Consider the following 20,166-nt stretch of genomic DNA (forward strand, 5'->3'; position numbering starts at 1 on the left):
ATCAGAAAAAGCTAGTTGCGGCCATCTACGTTTCCATGCGGCGGTTTCGTCCTTTAATTTCGACGGGCTGTGCTAAATAACGGATGCGCTCCATAATGCGCGCCGCTTTCATTTGTTCTTCTTCGCCTCGTTGCGAATACGTTAAATGATGGGCGAGTTGCTGCAAGTCAAAATTCGAGGTAAAGAAAGTCGGCAAATTTTCTAACATCCGGTATTGTAAAATCGGCCCCAATAAATCGTCGCGAACCCAACTCGACATCGATTCTGCACCGATGTCATCAAGCATAAGCACCGGCACTTTTTTCACGTATTCTAGCTTCTCATTAATCGTCTGGTCGTGAAGCGAACTTTTTAGCTCACGGAAAAATTCGGGCACATACACGATAAGGGACGCAATATTTTTTTTTGCTAATGCGTTCGCAATTGCACCAAGAATGTATGTTTTTCCAACACCAAACGAGCCGTATAAATATAGCCCTTTCATTTTCTTCCCTGGCTCGTAGGTAGAAACGAACGTTTCTGCCAATTCAATTGCCTTCATTCGTCCTTCATCAGTCAAATCAACGTCTGATAACGAAGCTTGCAAAATTTCCCTTGGGACAAATAAACTTTGAATTAATGCTTCTTGCCGCTTGCGGTCATCGTGCTTCACTTTTGTCGGGCAGCGGTCGTACTGAACGTCAATCGCATTGCCTTGCCAAACGAGGCGGGGATGATACCCTTTCAACAAATTTTGGCACGATTCTAAGCTCGGACACCGCTGGCAGTTTGTCGTTTGTTCCATAAATTCGTATAGCTTCACAAGGCTGCGGTCGAGAATGTCTTCGGTTATTTTTTCTTTATGTGCACGCAAAAACGCTTGAACTTCCCGATGGGAGAGCACTTGTTGCTTTAGTTGTTCGTAGCGCTTTCGGAAATCTTGCCGATGAAGCAGGCGGCCAAGCAGTTGGTTCATATGTTCCATCTTCCCACATCCTATTACTCATTTCGATATTTTTTCAGCCGCTCTTCTAGTTCGCGGCGTTTTGCTTCGAGGTCGCTCGGTGTTTGTTCGCTTTCTTTTTGACTATAATCCATGTTGAGCCAATCCGGCAACATTTCTTTGCGCACCGTTTTCCGGGCAGGTTTTTTCTCTTTGTCGATTGCCCAACTTTGGTATTTTTGCGCTTCTTTTTTCGCCAACTCCATTGCTTCTTTGACAGTGCGAATTTTTTTTCGCGCCCAATGGCTAGCAATTTTTTCGACATATGCTTTCGATAGCTTCATATCGGTGCGAAGCATAACGTAATAAATTAAGACGTTGACAACACCAGGCAACAGCTTTTGTTGGAACATAATGTCTTCAATAAGCTGTAAATCGCTCATCGACGGTTCTGCTCCACCAGAAATTTCCATTAATAGCTGACGCGGAGAAATCGTTTCCAACTGCTTTATCAGCTGTTCTTCCTTCGTTTTCGGCTCGACGTCCGTCATCGTCCGATACGCAAACGGTTGGACACGCATGCTTAAATGCGGCAATTCGTCGCCACGTTCAAACTGATACCAGTCGCGCGCCGCCTTTCGCAGCGCTTCAATGTCGATATGTTCCGTCGGATCGATGACATCCATGACAAGTTTTTGCATTTCTAGAGGGTTAATTCCATACAAAAACGCAAGCTTTTTAATCGCTTCCCGCACTTTTGCCGTAATCGCTCGCTTTGGAACGATTTGTTTCGAAAGCCCCGCAAAAAATAGCTCAAAATCGAATACTTCTTCTCCAAGCGCATACGTTTCATTGCTTCGGTCGAGATAGGTGCGTTCTTGCGAGAGGGATAAGTCGTTTTTCGCCTCTTCATTCATCGTAGTAACCATTTGCTCTGGATGAACGGACGCAAACACGTCATTAAACGAACGGGTAATCGGAGAAAAATGCTGCGTATCAAGCGCCGGTATGGAGAAAAATTGTTTTAGCTTTTGGAATTTTGTCCGCCCAACGCGATTATAAAGAAAGACGTTTAACATCCCGTCATTAAAAAATTTTTCGGGCGAAAGCGGTGGCTGCAATTCATAAATAAATTGTTTCGGGTCTTTCGATTCGTTGACGTACGTTTTTAATAGCCCGATCCCTTCTAATTTTAGCCGCTCTTCGTAAATGTCTTTTAAGCTGCATTGCATAATCGCCATTAAACTATGGTGCGTTGTTTCTGACGTGAGAAACTGCTGGTCTAGTTCACCCCATAGCGTCATATATAAACTAAACGCGCGAGAGCCGATTAACGGTTGATATAAAAGTGTTATTACTTTCCGATCAAAGTCATGGAGCATACCGTTGCTGCGCACGATGTACCGATCGACAGGAATCAGTTCTTTCCAATGATGTTCCATGCTATCGACCTTCCTTCATTTGATTAAAAAAAGGGCTTTCCATCACGCGAATCAAGCCCTTTACTGCTGTTCTTTTTTAATTAATTCTTTCAGTTCTTCAATAAAGACGTTTAAGTCTTTAAATTGCCGGTATACAGAGGCGAAGCGGACATATGCGACTTCGTCGATTTTCGATAGACGTTCCATGACCATTTCACCAATCGTTTCGCTTTTCACTTCCGCCACTCCACGGTGGCGCAACTCTCGTTCAATTTCCTGTGTTACTTTCTCTAATTGTTCTAACGCTACCGGTCGTTTTTCGCACGCTTTAATGAGCCCACGCAATATTTTTTCTTGGCTGAACTCTTCACGTGTGCCTTCTTTTTTCACAACGATTAACGGCATTTCTTCGACTTTTTCAAACGTTGTAAAACGATAATGGCATTGTTCGCATTCTCGTCTACGGCGAATAGAACGCCCATCGTCGACAGGGCGCGAATCAAGCACCCTTGTTCCGAGATGGTGGCAAGTTGGGCACTTCATCATTACCACTCCTGTTTCATCCATTAATTCCGGAACCGATATACGGCAACCGTTTGTCCAACTGTTCGTACAAATCTAAAATGACGCGACGGCTAAAGCCGAAATCAAACGTCGTGTCGGTCGTCACCGAAAAGTCAATCGCAGTTTCTAACGGGCGAACGGAAATGACGGTAATGACAATAAACGCCTTTTTCCCGCTTCGTGTCGTTGCGCTAAATTCCCCTCGCTCTTCGGATACAGAGAGGAGTTCATAGTGCGGAGACGATTGAAGGAATTCTTTCACTGCTTTCATTGCCTGCCCGTTTGTCGCCTTATAGTACCGGCTACGCAACCGTTCATCTTCATGCGTTTCGTTCGTTTCGCAATGATTCGTAAAAACGTATTTCCATTTGTTCCAAACACTCATTTTTGCCGCTCCTTGCGAAATTCTTTACTATTATGATACCACTATTGGCATCCATATGTACAATTAAAAAAAGAGGTGCATTTGCCACCTCTTTTTAGTTCCCGTCATTACAGTGCTTTTACGTTTTTCAATTCAATCGGACCCATTCCGCGCGGAAGTTCAATCGTTTCGCGCGTTTGTGCTCCTAACGCTTCCGCAATGTAATCTGCGGCAATCGTCGGATCTAAGTTTCCACATGTATACACGTCGATGCTTGCATATCCATGCTCTGGGAAGCTGTGAATCGTTAAGTGTGATTCAGAAATAATGACGACTCCGCTTACTCCTTGTGGCGCGAATTTATGGAAAGCAACTTCACGAATTTCTGCGCCAGATTTTAATGCTGCATCAACAAATGTCTTTTCAATAAATTCGATGTCATTCAGCTTATCAAAATCGCATCCCCATAATTCTGAGATAACGTGACGACCCATTGTGTCCATCAAAAGTCCCCCTTTAACTTATTTTCCAAAAAAATAAACATGAAATTCTTTTGCATAATGGCATGTATAACTACCACGGGGGAAAGTTAGTCCAAAGAGGTCCTAACCCTTTAAGTAGTCACATTACCGTGCGTTTAAGAAGTTCACGAATCATAGTATACTTTGTTTAGTTTTTTTTTGCAATACACTTTTTTATTTTTTTCTCAAATGAGAAAAGCGCTGACGAATGCCAGCGCTTTATGCGTTCACTTTTAATTTTTCCATTAGCTTGTGGGCGACTAAATTTGCTAAATCAACGACACGGCACGAATAGCCCCACTCATTGTCATACCAAGCGAGCACTTTCACTTTCCGACCTTCCATTACCATCGTGGACAGACCGTCAATAATGGCGGAGTGTGGATTTGTGTTGAAATCAATAGATACAAGCGGTTCAGTCGTAAAATCGATAATGCCTTTTAACGAACCGTTCGCCGCACGAATAAACGCTTCGTTTACTTCATCGACCGTAACTTCTCGCTTCAAGTCAACGACTAAATCGACAAGCGAAACGTTTGGTGTCGGAACGCGAAGCGCCATGCCGTGCAGCTTTCCTTTTAAATGTGGCAAAACGAGCGCTAACGCTTTTGCCGCACCTGTCGTTGTCGGGATAATGGATTGGGCGCAAGAACGAGCGCGGCGCAAATCTTTATGCGGGTTGTCGATATTTTTTTGGTCGTTCGTATACGCATGAACGGTCGTCATCAATCCATTTTCAATGCCAAATGTTTGGTCGAGTACTTTCACGACAGGAGCTAAGCAGTTTGTCGTGCACGAAGCGTTTGAAATGATGAAATGGTTGTCAATATCGAGCATCTCTTCATTCACGCCCATGACGATAGTGACATCTTCGTTTTTTCCCGGTGCGGTTAAAATGACACGCTTTGCCCCTGCTTCTAAATGGAGGCTTGCTTTTTCCTTCGAATTGAATTTCCCTGTCGCTTCAATGACAATATCGATATCTAGCTCTTTCCACGGGAGCTGTTGCGGGTCGCGCGAATTGAGAAGCAGCACTTTCTTTCCGTTCACTAAAAGCCCATCTTCAAGTGCAACTACTTCTCCTGCAAATTTGCCGTGAGTGGAGTCATATTTTATTAAATGAGCTAACGTTTCTGGTGGATAGCTCGCATTAATCGCAACGATAGTTAAGTTTTCGGCGTCGATGGCATTTCGAAACACCATTCGTCCAATTCGTCCAAACCCATTAATCGCTACTTTCGCCTTCATTAAATTTTCTCCTCTCAAATATATGTTATACTAATTATCACTTATTCACATAAATAGTATAACATATTTTCAATATTTGTGTAGAGGAAATCGTACAAAAAATAAAAAAGACGTCCTATTTTTTACAGGACGTCCCATTCGCTTAAAATCGTTAAAAGCTGTTGTCTCGTTTGATCAATTGTTCCGTTATTATCAATCACAGCATCGGCGTATACTTTTTTTTCGCTTAGCGGCATCTGTGAATGAATGCGGGCAAGCGCTTCTTCTTGCGAAAAGCCGTTCCGTTTCATTAACCGCTCGAGCTGAATGGCATCGTCTACATAAACGACAATGATTTTATCGACAAAATGGGTGAGATTACTTTCAAACAAAAGTGGAATATCAAGCACGACGACCGGATTTTTTTGAAGAATCTCGTCCCGCTGTTCAAGCATTTTTTTTCGCACTGCTGGATGGACGATAGCGTTTAGCTGGTTTCGCTTTTCTTCGTCATGAAAAATAAGTGCTCCTAATTTCGCGCGGTCGATTTCCCCGTTTTTTTGCAAAATATCCTTCCCGAACGTTTCGACAATGCGGACGTACGCTTCTTCCCCGACGTTCACGGCTTCGCGGGCAATCCTATCTGCATCCACAACAGGAATGTTCCACTCTTTTAGCATATTCGCTACCGTGCTTTTTCCGCTGGCAATCCCCCCAGTTAATCCAATCGTTAGCGCCATTTTCCTCCCCCTTTTTATTGTTGGCACTGCGCACAATAATGCGTGCCGCGTCCAGCAACGATGATTTTTTGCACAAGGTGCCCGCATCGTTTACATGGCTCTCCTTTACGACCGTACACAAACAGTTGTTGCTGAAACGTTCCTGCTTTTCCTTCTGTATTCACATAGGAACGAACCGTGCTCCCTCCGTGTGCAATCGCCTCTTTTAGCGTCGCTGCAATTTCGCGATGAAGCCGTTCGATTTCTTCCGCTGTCAATGACGAAGCTGACCGCTCGGGGTGAAGCTGCGAGCGGAACAACGTTTCATCGACATAAATGTTGCCGAGCCCAACGACCACCGTTTGGTCTAACAACACGCTTTTGAGCATTCGATTCGTTTTTTTTAGCTTATCCATGAGAAATGCTGGCGTAAATGCCGCTGAAAACGGCTCCGGCCCTAACTTTGCTAACGGAAGCTCTTTCTCTTCCTCTCCTGCTTTAAATAGGTGCATCGTTCCAAACTTTCGCACATCCCGATACCGCAACTGCGTCCCGTCATCGAAATGGAGGATGACGTGCGTATGCGGTTCGAGTGGCTCAGAAGCAGGCGCTACACGATAGCGCCCTTCCATGCGCAAATGCGAAACGAGCACATAGTCGTCCAGCAAAAATTTCAAAAACTTTCCACGGCGTTCGATGCCGCGAACCGTTTGCCCTTGCAGCATTTCCGTAAACGTTGCGACGTCCGGCTTTTTAATAATATTTTCCCAAAATACTTCCACACGTTCAATCGTTTTGCCGGCGGTTAACGGAAGAAGCGTACGTTTCACCGTTTCCACTTCTGGTAATTCTGGCATGGTAAATCCCTTCCTTTACTTCGCGTCATACCATGTTGGTCCGAAATGATAGTCCACTTTTAACGGGACACGCAATTCGATGGCGTGTTCCATGACTTCTGGAACGATTTTCGTTAATTGTTCCACTTCATCTTTCGGCGCTTCTAAAATGAGTTCGTCATGCACTTGCAATAAAATTCGTGCGCGCATTTCTTCCTTTTGCAAACGTTCCGCTAAATCAATCATCGCCTTTTTAATAATGTCTGCCGCACTTCCTTGAATCGGCGTATTCATCGCTGTCCGCTCGGCAAAGCTGCGCAAATTGAAATTACGGCTTGTAATGTCAGGCAAATAACGGCGGCGATGTAAAAGCGTCGTCACGTATCCGGTCTGCTTCGCCTGCTGCACAATGTCTTCCATGTATCGTTTCACCCCAGGAAAACTCGCAAAATATCGTTCAATAAATTCCGCCGCTTCTTTGCGGGAAATGTTTAAGTTTTGCGATAAGCCGTAGTCGCTAATGCCATACACGATACCGAAGTTCACCGCTTTTGCATGACGGCGCATTTGCGGCGTTACTTCTTCTGCGCTGACGTGGAAAATATCCATCGCCGTTTTCGTATGAATGTCTAAATCTTGTTGAAACGCTGCAATTAAGTTTTCATCGTTGGCGATGTGCGCTAGCACGCGCAACTCGATTTGAGAATAATCGGCAGCAAAAATGACCCACTCTTGCTCTGATGGAACGAACGCCTGGCGAATTTTCCGCCCCTCTTCTAGCCGAATCGGGATGTTTTGTAAGTTCGGCTCCGTCGAACTTAGCCGTCCTGTTTGCGTTAGCGCTTGGTTAAAAATCGTATGCACTTTGTTCGTGTCTTCATGGACAACTTTTAGCAATCCCTCAATATAGGTAGACTGCAGTTTGCCAAGCTGACGATAATGCAAAATTTTCTCGACAATTTCATGTTGCGGTGCTAATTTTTCTAACACATCTGCTGAGGTGGAATACCCCGTTTTTGTTTTTTTCAACGCTGGCAATTGCAATTTTTCAAATAAAATCGTCCCGAGCTGTTTCGGGGAGTTAATGTTGAACACTTGCCCTGCAAGCTCGTAAATTTCTTTCTCTAACGCTTGTAGCTGTCCTTGAAGCTCTTCTCCCATCGCTTTTAGCCGTTCCACGTTAATGGTGATCCCTAAAAATTCCATGTCCGCTAATACGAGCGTGAGCGGCAATTCCAATTCAGTAAATAATGCATATTGTTCGTTTGCTTTTAAATCAGCAATGAACGTATCTTTTAGCGCGCGAATTGCCGCTGCTTTCCGGACAAGATGTTCTGCCAATGCGGATTCATCCGGCACTTTCTGCTTTGCCCCTTTTCCGTACACGATTTCGTCCGGTTGCACGTCTGTATACTGTTTTGTCTTCGCTATCGAAGCAATGTCTTCTGTCGATTGTGACGGATTTAAAAGATAAGAGGCGATAAGCAAGTCAAAATCGACCCCACGCATTGCAATGCCTTTCCATCGTAACGCGACAATGGCCCGCTTTGCATCAAATACACTTTTTTTCATTTTGTCGTCTTCTAGCCATTGTTTAAAGGTCGCCGACGACAAGGCGATTTCCACCGGAATAAAAAAGTTCCCTTTTTCGTTTGCAATGGCAAAACCAAGAATCGGAGCTTTATGATAGTTTTCTTCCAACACTTCGACAACAACAGCAGCATCGTCTGTTAGAATTTCTTTTGTAATATGGTCGACGATGGTATAGGAAATAGCGTTTAAATGCGCTGGTTGCTCTTGTTCTATCGGAGCAAGTTTTCCAAGCAACGATTGAAAACCAAGCTCTTTAAAGAGGGCGGTTACTTTTTCTGCATCGTACCCCTCGTATTTCGTGTCTTCGAGTGCAATAGCAAGCGGGGCATCGCGCAAAATGGTCGCTAGTTGTTTGCTCATCAACGCTACGTCTCGATATCGTTCAAGGTTTTCTTTTACTTTTTTCCCGCTTACTTGCTCTAGCGAATCCAATAATTGCTCAACCGTACCGAACTCTTTTAACAGCTTCAGCGCCGTTTTTTCCCCGATGCCCGGCACCCCTGGAATGTTGTCTGATGCATCGCCCATCAAACCTTTTAAATCAATAATTTGCGCAGGGGTCAGCCCGTACTTTTCTTTCACTGTTTCTGGTGTGTACGATTCGACGTCGGTAATTCCTTTTTTCGTAATATGAACCGTTACATGTTCGGATGCTAATTGTGTTAAATCGCGGTCTCCTGAAATAATTTTAACGTCAAACCCTTCTTTTTCCGCTTGCGTGCATAACGTCCCGATAATATCATCTGCTTCATATCGATCTAGCTCATACGTACGAATGCGGTATGCCTCCAATAATTTGCGCAAAAATGGAAACTGCTCCGACAACTCCGGCGGCGTTTTTTGCCTTCCGCCTTTATACTCGCCAAACGTTTCATGGCGAAACGTCGTTTTGCCTGCATCAAATGCTACTAATAAATGGGTTGGCTTTTCTTCTTCCAAAATTTTCATGAGCATCATCGTAAATCCGTAAATCGCATTTGTATGAATGCCTTTATCGTTATGTAAAAGCGGCAACGCAAAAAATGCACGATAGGCAATGCTATTGCCGTCAATCAATACTAGCTTCTTCACTCGTTCTCCCTCCTCCGATTTCGCTGCCCTTATTGTATCACGATTAACGAGGGAATGAAAAAAAGACGAGAACATTTTTTCGTTCTCGTCTTCAAGGGTTGGCTCCCTAGATGAAGGGGTTTTCAGTTTCAGCTTACCAAACGTTTGTGAATAAAGCGTAAAACGGGTGTTAACGTTTTGTAAATTTATACTTCTTTCGGAAAATGAACGGTAAACGTCGTGCCTTTGCCGATTTGGCTTTTGACGGTAATATAGCCGTGATGGGCTTCGACAAGATGTTTGACGATTGCCAGCCCAAGCCCTGTTCCACCAGAATTGCGGCTTCTTGCTTTGTCGACACGGTAAAAGCGCTCAAAAATGCGAGGAATTTCTTTTTCGGCAATGCCAATGCCCGTATCTTCGACATGAACGAGCACTTCCTCTGGCGATTCTTCCACGCGAACGATGACATGTCCATCTGCTGGCGTATACGTCAGCGCATTCGTAATTAAATTAATAAAAATTTGTTTGAGACGGTCGCTATCGCCGACGATATACACGGAGTCGACAGCGTCTACACGCAAATGAATATTTTTTTCTTCCGCTTTTCCGATAAACATTGTCATTAATTCTGTCAATAGTCTGGTGAGGTTGACTTGCTCAAAGCGAAGTTGAAACCCGTGCTGTTCGATTTTCGATAAATCAAGTAAGTCTTGAATTAAACTTTGCAGCCGTTCACTTTCTTTTAAAATAATTGATAAAAAGTGTTCTAATGCCTTCTCATCTTTCATTGCTCCGTCCAATAATGTTTCGGCAAAGCCTTTGATGGACGTAATCGGTGTTTTTAGTTCGTGCGATACGTTTGCAACAAAGTCTTTGCGCATCTGTTCTAGCTTTTTCAATTCCGTAATATCATGGAACACGAGCACAATCCCTTTCCATTCGGCGTTTGTCCCAATAATTGGTGCCCCGTATACTTCAAAATATTTTCGCTCAATGTCAACGGTTAAGACGAGCTGTTTGCGCACTCTCGTTTCTTTTATAAAAATTTCGTCGACGAGCTGAGTGATTTCTTTATAGGGAAACACCTCTGTATATAGCCGATGTAAGTAATCGACAGGACGAATATGGAAAATTTCCTTATACGCTCGGTTCACTAAATTAATGTATCCGCGACTATCGATTAAGATTAAACCGCTGCCAACGTTTTCAATCAGTGTATGCAACCGGTCGGTTTGCATCTCTTGAATTTTGCTCATTTCTTGTAAGTTGCGCGCTAAAATATTGAGCGAATGCGTAAGCAGCCCTGTTTCTTCTCCATGGTGTGTTTCATACACTCTCGCTTTGTAGTTTCCGCGGGCTAGTTCAAAGGCAACTTTTGTTGCGGCTTCGATTGGTTTCATGTGCTGTGCTGTAATTTTCAATCCTACTAATACAATGACAATTAGCGCTGCACCTAAACTGCTAACTAGTACCGCCCAGATTTGTTGCGTCACTTTTTTTAAAGAATGGACAGACGTACTTAAAATAACGTATCCAGCGGCTTTTTTTGCATGTGAAAACGGCACGATGTAATAATAAATGTTTTGTTTTTCTGCCGTGATCGATGTATTTTTTTCTCCTTTGCTATGTAAAATATCGCGGACGATTTGTTCATGGGCACCATCACTAATAGTAGAAATTTGCCCTGTATCGATGACGATTTTCTCGTTTTCATCAAGAACGGTAATGCGCGCAGATAACGTATCGCTCATCTGCACGATTTGCGGACGAGCTATATCGAGCGGCTCGCTTTCAAGCAAAAGCGCAATCATTTTCGTTTCTTTTTCGATTCGTTTATTCATCGTTTCCACATAAAAATCTTTAAACAACTGCCCTAACAACATGCCAAGGCAAACGAGCACTGTTACAATAAGTGAAACGAGCGCTACTACAAACCGAAAGCGAAAATCAGTCATCGCTCTTTGGCTCCTCAAGCTTATAGCCTAGTCCGCGAATTGTTTTAATATAGAGCGGCTTTTTCGTATTTTGTTCAATTTTTTCGCGCAAATGGCTAATATGGACGTCGACGATGCGCGTATCTCCGGCAAAGTCATAGTTCCATACCGCGCTCAATAACTGGTCACGCGTTAATACCCGCCCTTTATTTTTCGCTAAATAGACAAGCAATTCAAATTCTTTTGGCGTTAGTTCTAATAAGTTATCGCGAAAGTATGCTTCATATCGGTCTGGGAAAATGGACAATTCTCCGATGACGATCTTGTTGTTTTCTTCCTCTACTGGCGCTGCCACCGGCTGAATGCGCCGCAAAATCGCCTTCATGCGCGCCACGACTTCGCGTGGGCTGAACGGTTTTGTCATATAATCGTCTGCGCCAAGTTCAAGCCCGAGCACTTTATCAAATTCGTCGTCTTTTGCTGTCAACATTAAAATCGGAACCATGATTTTTTGTTGACGCAGTTGCTTGCACACTTCGATACCATCCATTTTCGGAAGCATTAAGTCAAGAATGATTAAATCTGGTTGCTCGAGAATCGCTTTTTGTAAGCCTTCTTCTCCGTCACTTGCTGTGATCACTCCAAACCCAGCTTGTTTTAAGTTGTATTCTAAAAGTGTGACAATAGATGGTTCATCGTCGACAATTAACACCTTTTTACTCATCTTTTCCTCCTAGTAAACAAACGGTTTTTTTTATTATACCACATAAAAAAGACTGCCTCTTTAGGCAGCCTAAAAGTTTTCAAGTACGTGGCTATCAAGCCATGATAGAGCATATGGCGGACAAACGACTAGCGTCCCTTCGAGCACTTTTTCTCGTTCATCGCGCAACGCTTCCACCGCAATGGTGATCGAGTGGGCGTCGACATCGACCGCTTTTACCTCAAACCAAAATTGCAGTTGTTCATAATGATAAACCGGCTTTAAAAAATGGAGATCGTGCCGTTCGATATGGCTTCCTGGTCCCGGCAAATATTTCGAAACGGCAGACGTAATCATTCCTGTCAGCATAATCGTCGGAACAATCGGCTTTTTCCATGGCGTTTGCGACGCGTAGTCATGCTGGATATATAGCGGGTTGGCGTCATCGGTTAAGCCAAGGTACAACAATAAATCTTTATCTTCAATTTTCGCGTTAATGACTAATTTTTCTCCGACCGTGATTTCAGAAATGTTTCTCCCCAGTTTTCGCTTTTTCAGCATTGCTTACACCCCTTTGTTTAGAAAGCGTTTTCATTCATATAGAAACAAACATTCGGGAACGACCCGAATGTTTGCGTTCGTATTATTCTAGTACTTTCATAACGTTTTTGACGGATTCAACCGATTTCGCAAGTGCTGCTTTTTCTTCGTCAGTAAGTTCAAGCTCAATTACTTTTTCAATGCCGTTGCCGCCCAAAATCGTCGGTACGCCTAAATAAATACCTTCGTAGCCATATTCCCCTTCAAGATAAGCAATCGCTGGAAGAACACGGCGTTGATCTTTAATGATCGCTTCGACCATTTCGACAAGCGAAGCAGCTGGCGCATAGTAGGCGCTACCGTTGCCAAGCAAGTTTACGATTTCGCCGCCGCCTTTGCGCGTACGTTCGACAATTGCATCTAGCCGTTCTTTCGGGATGAGCGTCTCAAGCGGAATGCCGCCTGCATACGAGTAACGAACGAGCGGAACCATGTCGTCACCATGCCCGCCTAATACAAAGCCAGTAATGTCTTTGACGGAAAGATTTAGTTCTTGTGCGACAAACGTCCGGAAGCGCGCTGTATCCAGCACACCTGATTGACCGATGACGCGGTTTTTCGGAAATCCAGACTCTTTGTACACCGTGTACGTCATCGCATCGACTGGATTGGTTAATACGATAATGTAGCAGTTTGGCGAATATTTGACGATTTCTTTCGTGACGGCTTTCATAATTTTTTGGTTTGTTGTCACTAAGTCATCGCGGCTCATGCCTGGTTTGCGAGCAATTCCAGCCGTAATGACAACAATGTCCGAATCTGCCGTATCCGCGTAGTCAGATGTGCCGATAATGTTTGCATCAAACCCTAATACCGGGCTTGATTCTAGCATATCAAGCGCTTTTCCTTTCGTCGGGTTTTCTAGCTGCGGAATATCGACTAATACGACATCCCCAAGTTCTTTTTGCGCTAAAATAAACGCCGTCGTCGCTCCCGTAAAGCCAGCGCCAATGACCGATATTTTTTTGCGTTTCATCGCCATTTTCCCCATCCCCTCTCGGCTTTATTCCATATTACGAATTAACGCATCCGCAAACTCTGAGCATTTCACCTCTGTTGCCCCTTCCATCAGGCGAGCAAAGTCGTACGTTACTACTTTCGATGCAATCGTTTTTTCCATCGAATCAATAATCAATTTTGCCGCTTCGTTCCAGCCAAGATGTTCAAACATCATCACGCCTGACAAAATAACAGACGATGGGTTCACTTTATCCAATCCTGCATATTTCGGTGCTGTACCGTGTGTCGCTTCAAACACCGCGTGACCTGTTTCGTAGTTAATGTTTGCCCCAGGGGCAATACCGATGCCACCTACTTGTGCAGCGAGCGCGTCAGAAATGTAGTCGCCGTTCAAGTTCATCGTTGCCACAACGTCAAACTCGCGTGGACGAGTTAAAATTTGTTGCAAGAAAATATCCGCAATAGCATCTTTAATAATGATTTTTCCTGCTGCTTCTGCTTCTGCTTGCGCTTTGTTTGCTGCATCTTTTCCTTCTGTTTCCACGATGCGGTCGTATTCTGCCCAAGTGAATACTTTATCACCAAATTCTTGCTCTGCTAATTCATAGCCCCAGTTTTTGAACGCCCCTTCTGTAAATTTCATAATGTTTCCTTTATGCACGAGCGTCACCGATTTGCGTCCATGCTCAATTGCATAGTTAATCGCTGCGCGGACAAGGCGTTTCGTTCCTTCTTCGGAAATCGGTTTAATGCCGATACCAGACGTTTCTGGGAAGCGGATTTTGCGAACGCCCATTTCGTTTTGTAAGAAATCAATCACTTTTTTCACTTCTGGCGTTCCTTTTGCATATTCAATCCCCGCATAAATGTCTTCTGTGTTTTCGCGGAAAATGACCATGTCCGTATCTTCTGGACGCTTAACAGGAGAAGGTACGCCGTTAAAATAACGAACTGGACGCAAGCAGACGAATAAATCTAACTCTTGGCGAAGCGCAACGTTTAATGAACGAATTCCGCCACCTACTGGCGTCGTAAGTGGTCCTTTAATCGCAATTATGTATTCCCGAATGACGTCAAGCGTTTCTTGCGGCAACCATTCGCCTGTCAATTTGTATGCTTTTTCGCCGGCAAGTACTTCTTTCCAGACGATTTTCTTTTCGCCTTTGTATGCTTTTTCTACCGCTGCTTCTAGCACGCGAGAGGCAGCTGCCCAGATGTCAGGACCTGTTCCGTCTCCCTCAATAAACGGAATAATCGGATTGTTTGGTACGTTTAACACACCGTTTGTAACCGTAATTTTTTCACCTTGCACTTGTAACAACCTCCAATGTATTTAATGTGAAGGGCGAGGGCATATAAATTCCCCGCCCTTATTCCCCTTTGCTGTCTTAGCCTCTTTGCTCGATCGGCACATACGACCGCTTCGCTGGTCCTGTATATTCGGCACGCGGGCGGATGAGGCGGTTGTTTTCATATTGTTCTAAAATGTGCGCAAGCCATCCAGACATCCGGCTTACCGCAAAAATTGGCGTAAATAAATCATGGTCGATTCTTAAACAATGGTACACAGATGCAGAGTAAAAATCAACGTTTGGTGGTAACGCTTTCGTCGACGTAACAATCTCTTCGATTTTTGCCGACATTTCATACCAATGCGGCTCCCCGACAAGCTTCGTTAATTTTTCCGACATTTTTTTCAAATGTTTCGCGCGTGGGTCACCTTTTCGGTATACGCGATGGCCAAAGCCCATAATTTTTTCTTTGTTTTCAAGCTTTTGACGAACGTACGGTTCTGCGTTTTCCACCGTGCCGATTTCTGTCAACATTTTCATGACCGCTTCGTTTGCCCCACCATGAAGCGGACCTTTAAGGGCGCCGATAGCTGCCGTAATGCCTGAGTAAATGTCAGACAATGTCGCAACACAGACGCGCGCGGTAAACGTCGAAGCGTTCAATTCGTGGTCTGCGTGCAACACGAGCGCTTTATCAAATGCTTCTACGGCAATCTCATTCGGTTCTGTCCCTGTTAACATATACAAAAAGTTGGCAGCAAATGTTAAATCTTGGCGTGGTGCAACTGGTTCCAGTCCTTTGCGAATGCGCGAAAATGCCGTCACAATCGTCGGAATTTTCGCTTGCAAGCGAATCGCTTTTCGATAATTTGCTTCCGGTGTCATCACATCCGCTTCCTCGTCATACAACCCTAATAATGAAATCGCCGTCCGCAACGCTGCCATCGGATGCACTTTATCGATTGGATATAGTTTAAAATGCTCGATAATTTCGTTTGGAACTGCTGCGTTTTCTGCTAGTTGTTTTCTTAGTTGTTCCAACTGTTCTTTCGTTGGCAATTCGCGATGCCAAAGCAAATAAACAACTTCTTCAAAAGTGGCATTTTCGGCCAAATCGTCAATATCATAGCCGACGTACGTTAATGTGTCATCGATGATGGAGCTAATGCTAGAAGTCGTTGCGACAACCCCTTCAAGACCGCGTGTTACTGTCATACACACCTCTCCTTTTCTCTAAAAAGATTCCCCTTCTCCCATTATGTGCTTCATGGTGCGAGAGCGAGCGCTTGCTCGAAATGGTGAAACAAAAACGAAAAAGAAAATGCTTACATTTTATATTGTATTCATATTGTCACCCATTCATTGATGCGCGACAATAAGAATATCCACAACTATCGTGCAGACAAAGAAAAGGGCGCTTGTCTATATTATAAACAATTATCTGACTTTTGTGAATCAAAACTGCTTATTCTTGTTCAATATTATCATAAAAAAACGATTTTCATAAATATTCTATCACCTTGATTACCATATACGCAATGCCTGCCCCAATTAACGGTCCGACGGCTACTCCGTTAAAAAAGGAAACGGCAATAATTGTGCCAAGCACAAGTGCAGCGGTAATATGGGGATCGGTCGATAGTAGCGTAATGCCGCCCCGTGCAACTAAGGCAACAAATATCCCAGACAAAAGCGCCACCCATGCCGAAACGGATTGGAGCGACGCGATAAGCTGCTTAAACCCTATTTCTCCCGTCGCAATCGGTGCTAATACCGCGATCGTAATAATCGTAACTCCCCATTGAATGCCTTTCGTTTGAACCAATGGCAACCACTTCTCTAACCCGATTAGCTTCAGCACTAATAAAAATGCTACGGCAACGATTAGCGATTCGTTTTTCGCCAAAACCCCAATCCCTAACAAAAGAAGCAGAAAGATTATTGCATGCACATGTCGTCGTCCTTTCTTCTAATGATGAAACTTTTTGTTTTTCATAGGCGTATAATACAGTATAATATGATGTATACGGAAAAAATTAGGAGGTGGAAATTTGTCTTCGCAATATATTCAACGGCTAGTTCGTTTTCTTCTTGTCATTGCCGCCGTTATATTTGGCTCTATTGCTATTTACTATACCGCTACCGTTACATACCCGTTCATTATTGCATTTTTGCTTGCCTTTTTCATGAATCCGCTCGTGAACTATTTAGAAAAGAAAGCAAAGATGCCGCGAGCGCTTGCGGTGATCGTGTCTTTAATCGCGCTGTTTGCCGTATTGGCAGGACTCGTTACGCTTTTAATCGTTGAAATCGTTTCTGGCACTCAATATTTAGCGGAAGTAGTACCGAGCCATTTTCAGACGCTTGTCGTCTACATCGAAGACATCGTCGCAAGCCAAATCATTCCGCTCTATAAAGATTGGGCTGCATTGTTTAAAAACTTAGATGCTAGCCAGCAAGATACGATTATGAACAATATTCAGTCGGTCGGAACGAAAATAGCGACGACGGTCGGTCAATTCATTCAAGGCGTATTGCAACATATTCCTAAGTTGCTCGGATGGCTACCGAACGCCGCAACAGTGATCATTTTTTCGCTACTCGCTACCTTTTTCATCAGCAAAGACTGGTACCGTCTAAACGGTGCCGTGCAGCGGCTATTGCCAACAAGAGCGCGGACAAGCGGGCAAGCGGTGTTTCTGAACTTAAAGCGCGCGCTATTTGGGTTTGTAAAAGCACAAGCAACGCTCATTTCGATTACGACCGTTATTGTGTTAATCGGATTGTTGATTTTACGCGTCGATTATGCCATTACGATTGCACTTATTATCGGGATTGTCGATGTTTTGCCGTACTTAGGAACAGGCATTGTGTTTGTGCCATGGATTATATACGCTGCGATGAGTGGGGATGTACCGTTTGCCATCGGATTAGGTGTTTTATATGTCGTCGTTCTCGTTCAACGGCAAATTATGGAACCGAAAATTTTATCTTCCTCTATCGGTCTTGATCCACTAGCCACGTTAATCGCGCTGTTTGTTGGCTTCAAGCTACTTGGGTTTCTCGGGCTAATCGCTGGTCCTGTTTTGCTTGTTGTGATCCGCGCTTTACACAGCGCCAATGTGTTTCATGACCTATGGCGGTTCATTAAAGGATAGCCCTTCGCGCGAGAAGGGCTATTTTGCTATGACATGTCATAGTTGCATTCGTTCATAGACGTTTGATGAAAAATAAGTTTGTTTCAAATAGCGACTTCAGCCAGCGGGCAAGCAACGGCTTCATCCATCTTCGCGTTGCTGGAAGCAGCAACAAAAGACCGATCATATCCGTAAAAAAACCTGGCGTTAACAATAAAAGACCTCCCGCAAGCACACAAATGCCATCCAATACGGCACCGCTCGGCAAACGACCGTACATCATATCCCGCTTTGCCGCTTCAATCACTGCTATCCCTTGGCGTTTCGCAAGCGCTGCCCCTAACACCCCTGTTAACAAAATAAGGGCAACGGTCGACCACACACCGATCAGTTGACCGGAAAGGGCAAATAAAGCCACTTCCACTGCAGGAATCAAAAGAAAAAAGACAACAAGCCATCTCATCACGTTTCCCTCCCGAAAAAATAAAACAGAGAAGAGGTCTTCTCTGTTTTATTTTAGCTTATAATACGCTCGCATGTCCTTGATAAATCGCGCCGAATCCTGCATCGACCGTGATTTCTTGTCCATCTTTTAAAATCGATGTCGCGTTTTGAACACCGACGACGACCGGAATACCAAGGCTTAAGCCGACAACGGCCGCATGGCTTGTTAGTCCGCCTTCTTCTGTAATGATTGCCGCTGCTTTTTCTAATGCTTTCACCATATCAGCATCCGTGCTATACGTGACGAGAATACCACCGTCCATCATTTTGTTAAGCGCTTCTTCCGCTGTTTTGGCAATCACGACTTTGCCAAACGCTGATTTTCTGCCAATTCCTTGCCCTTTTGCAATCATATCACCGATGACATGGACTTTCATTAAGTTTGTGGAGCCTGTTTCTCCGACTGGAACGCCTGCTGTAATAACTACTAAATCGCCATGTTTCACAATGCCAGATTTCACCGCTGCTTCGACGGCAATATCTAGCATTTCGTCCGTTGAATTGACTTGTGGAGCAACTTGCGGATAAACGCCCCATACAAGCGCTAACTTTCGCGATACCGCATCGCTTGATGTAACCGCGACAATTGGTGCTTTCGGACGATATTTGGAAATCATACGCGCCGTCTGCCCGCTAACGGTTGGCGTCACAATCGCGGCAACATCAAGGTTTAACGCCGTATGCGCTACCGACTGACCAATCGCATCGGTAATGGTCGTTCCACTTTGCTTTGTACGCTGTGCTAACAAATCGCGATACTGAAGCGCTTGCTCTGTGCGCAACGCAATGCGGTGCATCGTTTTTACTGCCTCAACTGGATAAAGCCCCGCTGCTGTTTCTCCGGAAAGCATAATCGCATCCGTGCCGTCGAAAATTGCGTTCGCCACATCGCTTGCTTCCGCTCTCGTCGGACGCGGATTGCGCTGCATCGAATCGAGCATTTGCGTCGCGGTAATGACCGGTTTGCCGAGCGCGTTACATTTTTTAATCAGCTCTTTTTGCACGAGCGGAACTTCCTCGGCTGGAATTTCTACTCCTAAGTCTCCGCGCGCAACCATCAATCCGTCGGCCACTTCTAAAATTTCGTCAATATGGTCGACGCCTTCTTCGTTTTCGATTTTCGGAATAATTTTAATATCAAGCGCATCGTTTGCCTCTAGCAACTCGCGAATTTCTAATACGTCGGCTGCACGGCGAACAAACGACGCAGCGATAAAATCGACGCCTTGGCGAATACCGAATAAAATATCTTGGCGGTCTTTTTCCGTAATGCCAGGTAAATTGACGCGCACACCTGGCACGTTAACACCTTTTTTATTTTTTAACACGCCGCTATTTAATACTTTCGTCACGATTTCCCGTGCTTGTTTGTCGACCGATAACACTTCTAAGCCAATTAAACCGTCATCGAGAAGAATTTTATCGCCAGCTTTTACGTCGTCAACGAGTCCTTCATACGTAACCGAAAATTTTTCCTGTGTTCCAAGCACTTCGTTCACTGTCACGACGACTTGCGCCCCTTCTTTTAACTCGATGGCGCCGTTTTCCATGTTATGTGTTCGAATTTCTGGCCCTTTCGTATCTAACAAAATGGCAACGTTTTTTCCTGTCCGCTTCGCCGCTTCGCGAATGTTTTGAATGCGCTGGCCATGCTCTGCATAATCTCCATGGGAGAAATTTAAGCGCGCTACGTTCATCCCCGCTTCAATTAATTCGACGAGCTTTTCGACGCTTTCGCTTGCAGGACCAATTGTACATACAATTTTCGTTTTCCGCATGTTTTCCATTCTTCCTTTCCGTTTGTCCTCTGGTAACG

The 20,166-nt window shown here is 44.4% G+C and carries 19 protein-coding genes; 1 reads left to right on the forward strand and 18 read right to left on the reverse strand.

Features of this window, described 5'->3' with window-relative positions; genetic code table 11:
• Positions 1 to 25: 25 nt before the first annotated feature.
• From dnaI to GGR02_RS12290, 16 genes are all read right to left on the reverse strand, one after another.
• Positions 26 to 964, reverse strand: coding sequence for a primosomal protein DnaI (gene dnaI, locus GGR02_RS12215; RefSeq protein ID WP_183185255.1), 939 nt, complete (start codon positions 962 to 964; stop codon positions 26 to 28).
• Between the two features lie 14 nt (positions 965 to 978).
• Entirely contained in the window at positions 979 to 2,364 is a 1,386-nt protein-coding gene (locus GGR02_RS12220) for a replication initiation and membrane attachment family protein (RefSeq protein ID WP_183185257.1), read from the reverse strand.
• Positions 2,365 to 2,424: 60 nt separating this feature from the next.
• The gene (nrdR, locus tag GGR02_RS12225; protein WP_183185259.1) at positions 2,425 to 2,886 is read right to left on the reverse strand and encodes a transcriptional regulator NrdR; all 462 of its coding nucleotides are present in this window, start codon (positions 2,884 to 2,886) and stop codon (positions 2,425 to 2,427) included.
• A gap of 16 nt (positions 2,887 to 2,902) precedes the next feature.
• Positions 2,903 to 3,292 carry a cytosolic protein gene (locus GGR02_RS12230; RefSeq protein WP_183185261.1) on the reverse strand — a complete coding sequence of 130 codons (390 nt, stop codon included), beginning with the start codon at positions 3,290 to 3,292 and terminating at the stop codon, positions 2,903 to 2,905.
• 107 nt (positions 3,293 to 3,399) lie between these two features.
• Positions 3,400 to 3,774, reverse strand: a complete 375-nt coding sequence (speD, locus tag GGR02_RS12235) for an adenosylmethionine decarboxylase (RefSeq protein ID WP_066327582.1) — start codon at positions 3,772 to 3,774, stop codon at positions 3,400 to 3,402.
• A gap of 237 nt (positions 3,775 to 4,011) precedes the next feature.
• The gene (locus GGR02_RS12240) at positions 4,012 to 5,040 is read right to left on the reverse strand and encodes a glyceraldehyde-3-phosphate dehydrogenase (protein WP_183185263.1); all 1,029 of its coding nucleotides are present in this window, start codon (positions 5,038 to 5,040) and stop codon (positions 4,012 to 4,014) included.
• A 122-nt stretch (positions 5,041 to 5,162) separates the two neighbouring features.
• Positions 5,163 to 5,759, reverse strand: a complete 597-nt coding sequence (gene coaE / locus GGR02_RS12245) for a dephospho-CoA kinase (RefSeq protein ID WP_183185266.1) — start codon at positions 5,757 to 5,759, stop codon at positions 5,163 to 5,165.
• Positions 5,760 to 5,773: 14 nt separating this feature from the next.
• The gene (mutM, locus tag GGR02_RS12250) at positions 5,774 to 6,595 is read right to left on the reverse strand and encodes a DNA-formamidopyrimidine glycosylase (protein ID WP_183185268.1); all 822 of its coding nucleotides are present in this window, start codon (positions 6,593 to 6,595) and stop codon (positions 5,774 to 5,776) included.
• Positions 6,596 to 6,610: 15 nt separating this feature from the next.
• Positions 6,611 to 9,238, reverse strand: coding sequence for a DNA polymerase I (gene polA, locus GGR02_RS12255; RefSeq protein ID WP_229706196.1), 2,628 nt, complete (start codon positions 9,236 to 9,238; stop codon positions 6,611 to 6,613).
• A gap of 185 nt (positions 9,239 to 9,423) precedes the next feature.
• Positions 9,424 to 11,175 carry a two-component system histidine kinase PnpS gene (pnpS, locus tag GGR02_RS12260; RefSeq protein WP_183185272.1) on the reverse strand — a complete coding sequence of 584 codons (1,752 nt, stop codon included), beginning with the start codon at positions 11,173 to 11,175 and terminating at the stop codon, positions 9,424 to 9,426.
• On the reverse strand, positions 11,168 to 11,878 hold the full coding sequence (locus GGR02_RS12265) for a response regulator transcription factor (RefSeq protein WP_183185274.1): 711 nt from the start codon (positions 11,876 to 11,878) through the stop codon (positions 11,168 to 11,170). The genes pnpS and GGR02_RS12265 overlap by 8 nt, the downstream gene beginning before the upstream one ends.
• A 69-nt stretch (positions 11,879 to 11,947) precedes the next feature.
• Entirely contained in the window at positions 11,948 to 12,418 is a 471-nt protein-coding gene (locus GGR02_RS12270; RefSeq protein WP_183185276.1) for a MaoC family dehydratase, read from the reverse strand.
• 82 nt (positions 12,419 to 12,500) lie between these two features.
• Positions 12,501 to 13,439: a malate dehydrogenase gene (gene mdh, locus GGR02_RS12275; RefSeq protein WP_183185278.1), complete on the reverse strand. Its 939-nt coding sequence runs from the start codon at positions 13,437 to 13,439 to the stop codon at positions 12,501 to 12,503.
• Between the two features lie 21 nt (positions 13,440 to 13,460).
• On the reverse strand, positions 13,461 to 14,729 hold the full coding sequence (gene icd, locus GGR02_RS12280; protein WP_183185281.1) for an NADP-dependent isocitrate dehydrogenase: 1,269 nt from the start codon (positions 14,727 to 14,729) through the stop codon (positions 13,461 to 13,463).
• Between the two features lie 76 nt (positions 14,730 to 14,805).
• A complete protein-coding gene (gene citZ / locus GGR02_RS12285; RefSeq protein ID WP_183185283.1) occupies positions 14,806 to 15,924 on the reverse strand; it encodes a citrate synthase in 1,119 nt (372 codons plus the stop codon).
• 286 nt (positions 15,925 to 16,210) lie between these two features.
• Positions 16,211 to 16,660, reverse strand: a complete 450-nt coding sequence (locus GGR02_RS12290; RefSeq protein WP_229706198.1) for a DUF441 domain-containing protein — start codon at positions 16,658 to 16,660, stop codon at positions 16,211 to 16,213.
• Positions 16,661 to 16,760: 100 nt separating this feature from the next.
• Between GGR02_RS12290 and ytvI the strand changes: the two genes are divergently transcribed.
• Positions 16,761 to 17,867, forward strand: coding sequence for a sporulation integral membrane protein YtvI (ytvI, locus tag GGR02_RS12295; RefSeq protein WP_183185285.1), 1,107 nt, complete (start codon positions 16,761 to 16,763; stop codon positions 17,865 to 17,867).
• 52 nt (positions 17,868 to 17,919) lie between these two features.
• Here ytvI and GGR02_RS12300 read toward each other — a convergent pair whose 3' ends face one another.
• Positions 17,920 to 18,309 carry an FxsA family protein gene (locus GGR02_RS12300; RefSeq protein ID WP_183185286.1) on the reverse strand — a complete coding sequence of 130 codons (390 nt, stop codon included), beginning with the start codon at positions 18,307 to 18,309 and terminating at the stop codon, positions 17,920 to 17,922.
• A gap of 58 nt (positions 18,310 to 18,367) precedes the next feature.
• On the reverse strand, positions 18,368 to 20,128 hold the full coding sequence (gene pyk, locus GGR02_RS12305; protein ID WP_183185288.1) for a pyruvate kinase: 1,761 nt from the start codon (positions 20,126 to 20,128) through the stop codon (positions 18,368 to 18,370).
• Positions 20,129 to 20,166 lie beyond the last annotated feature (38 nt).

This window comes from Anoxybacteroides voinovskiense (assembly GCF_014196205.1).
Taxonomy (GTDB): domain Bacteria; phylum Bacillota; class Bacilli; order Bacillales; family Anoxybacillaceae; genus Anoxybacteroides; species Anoxybacteroides voinovskiense.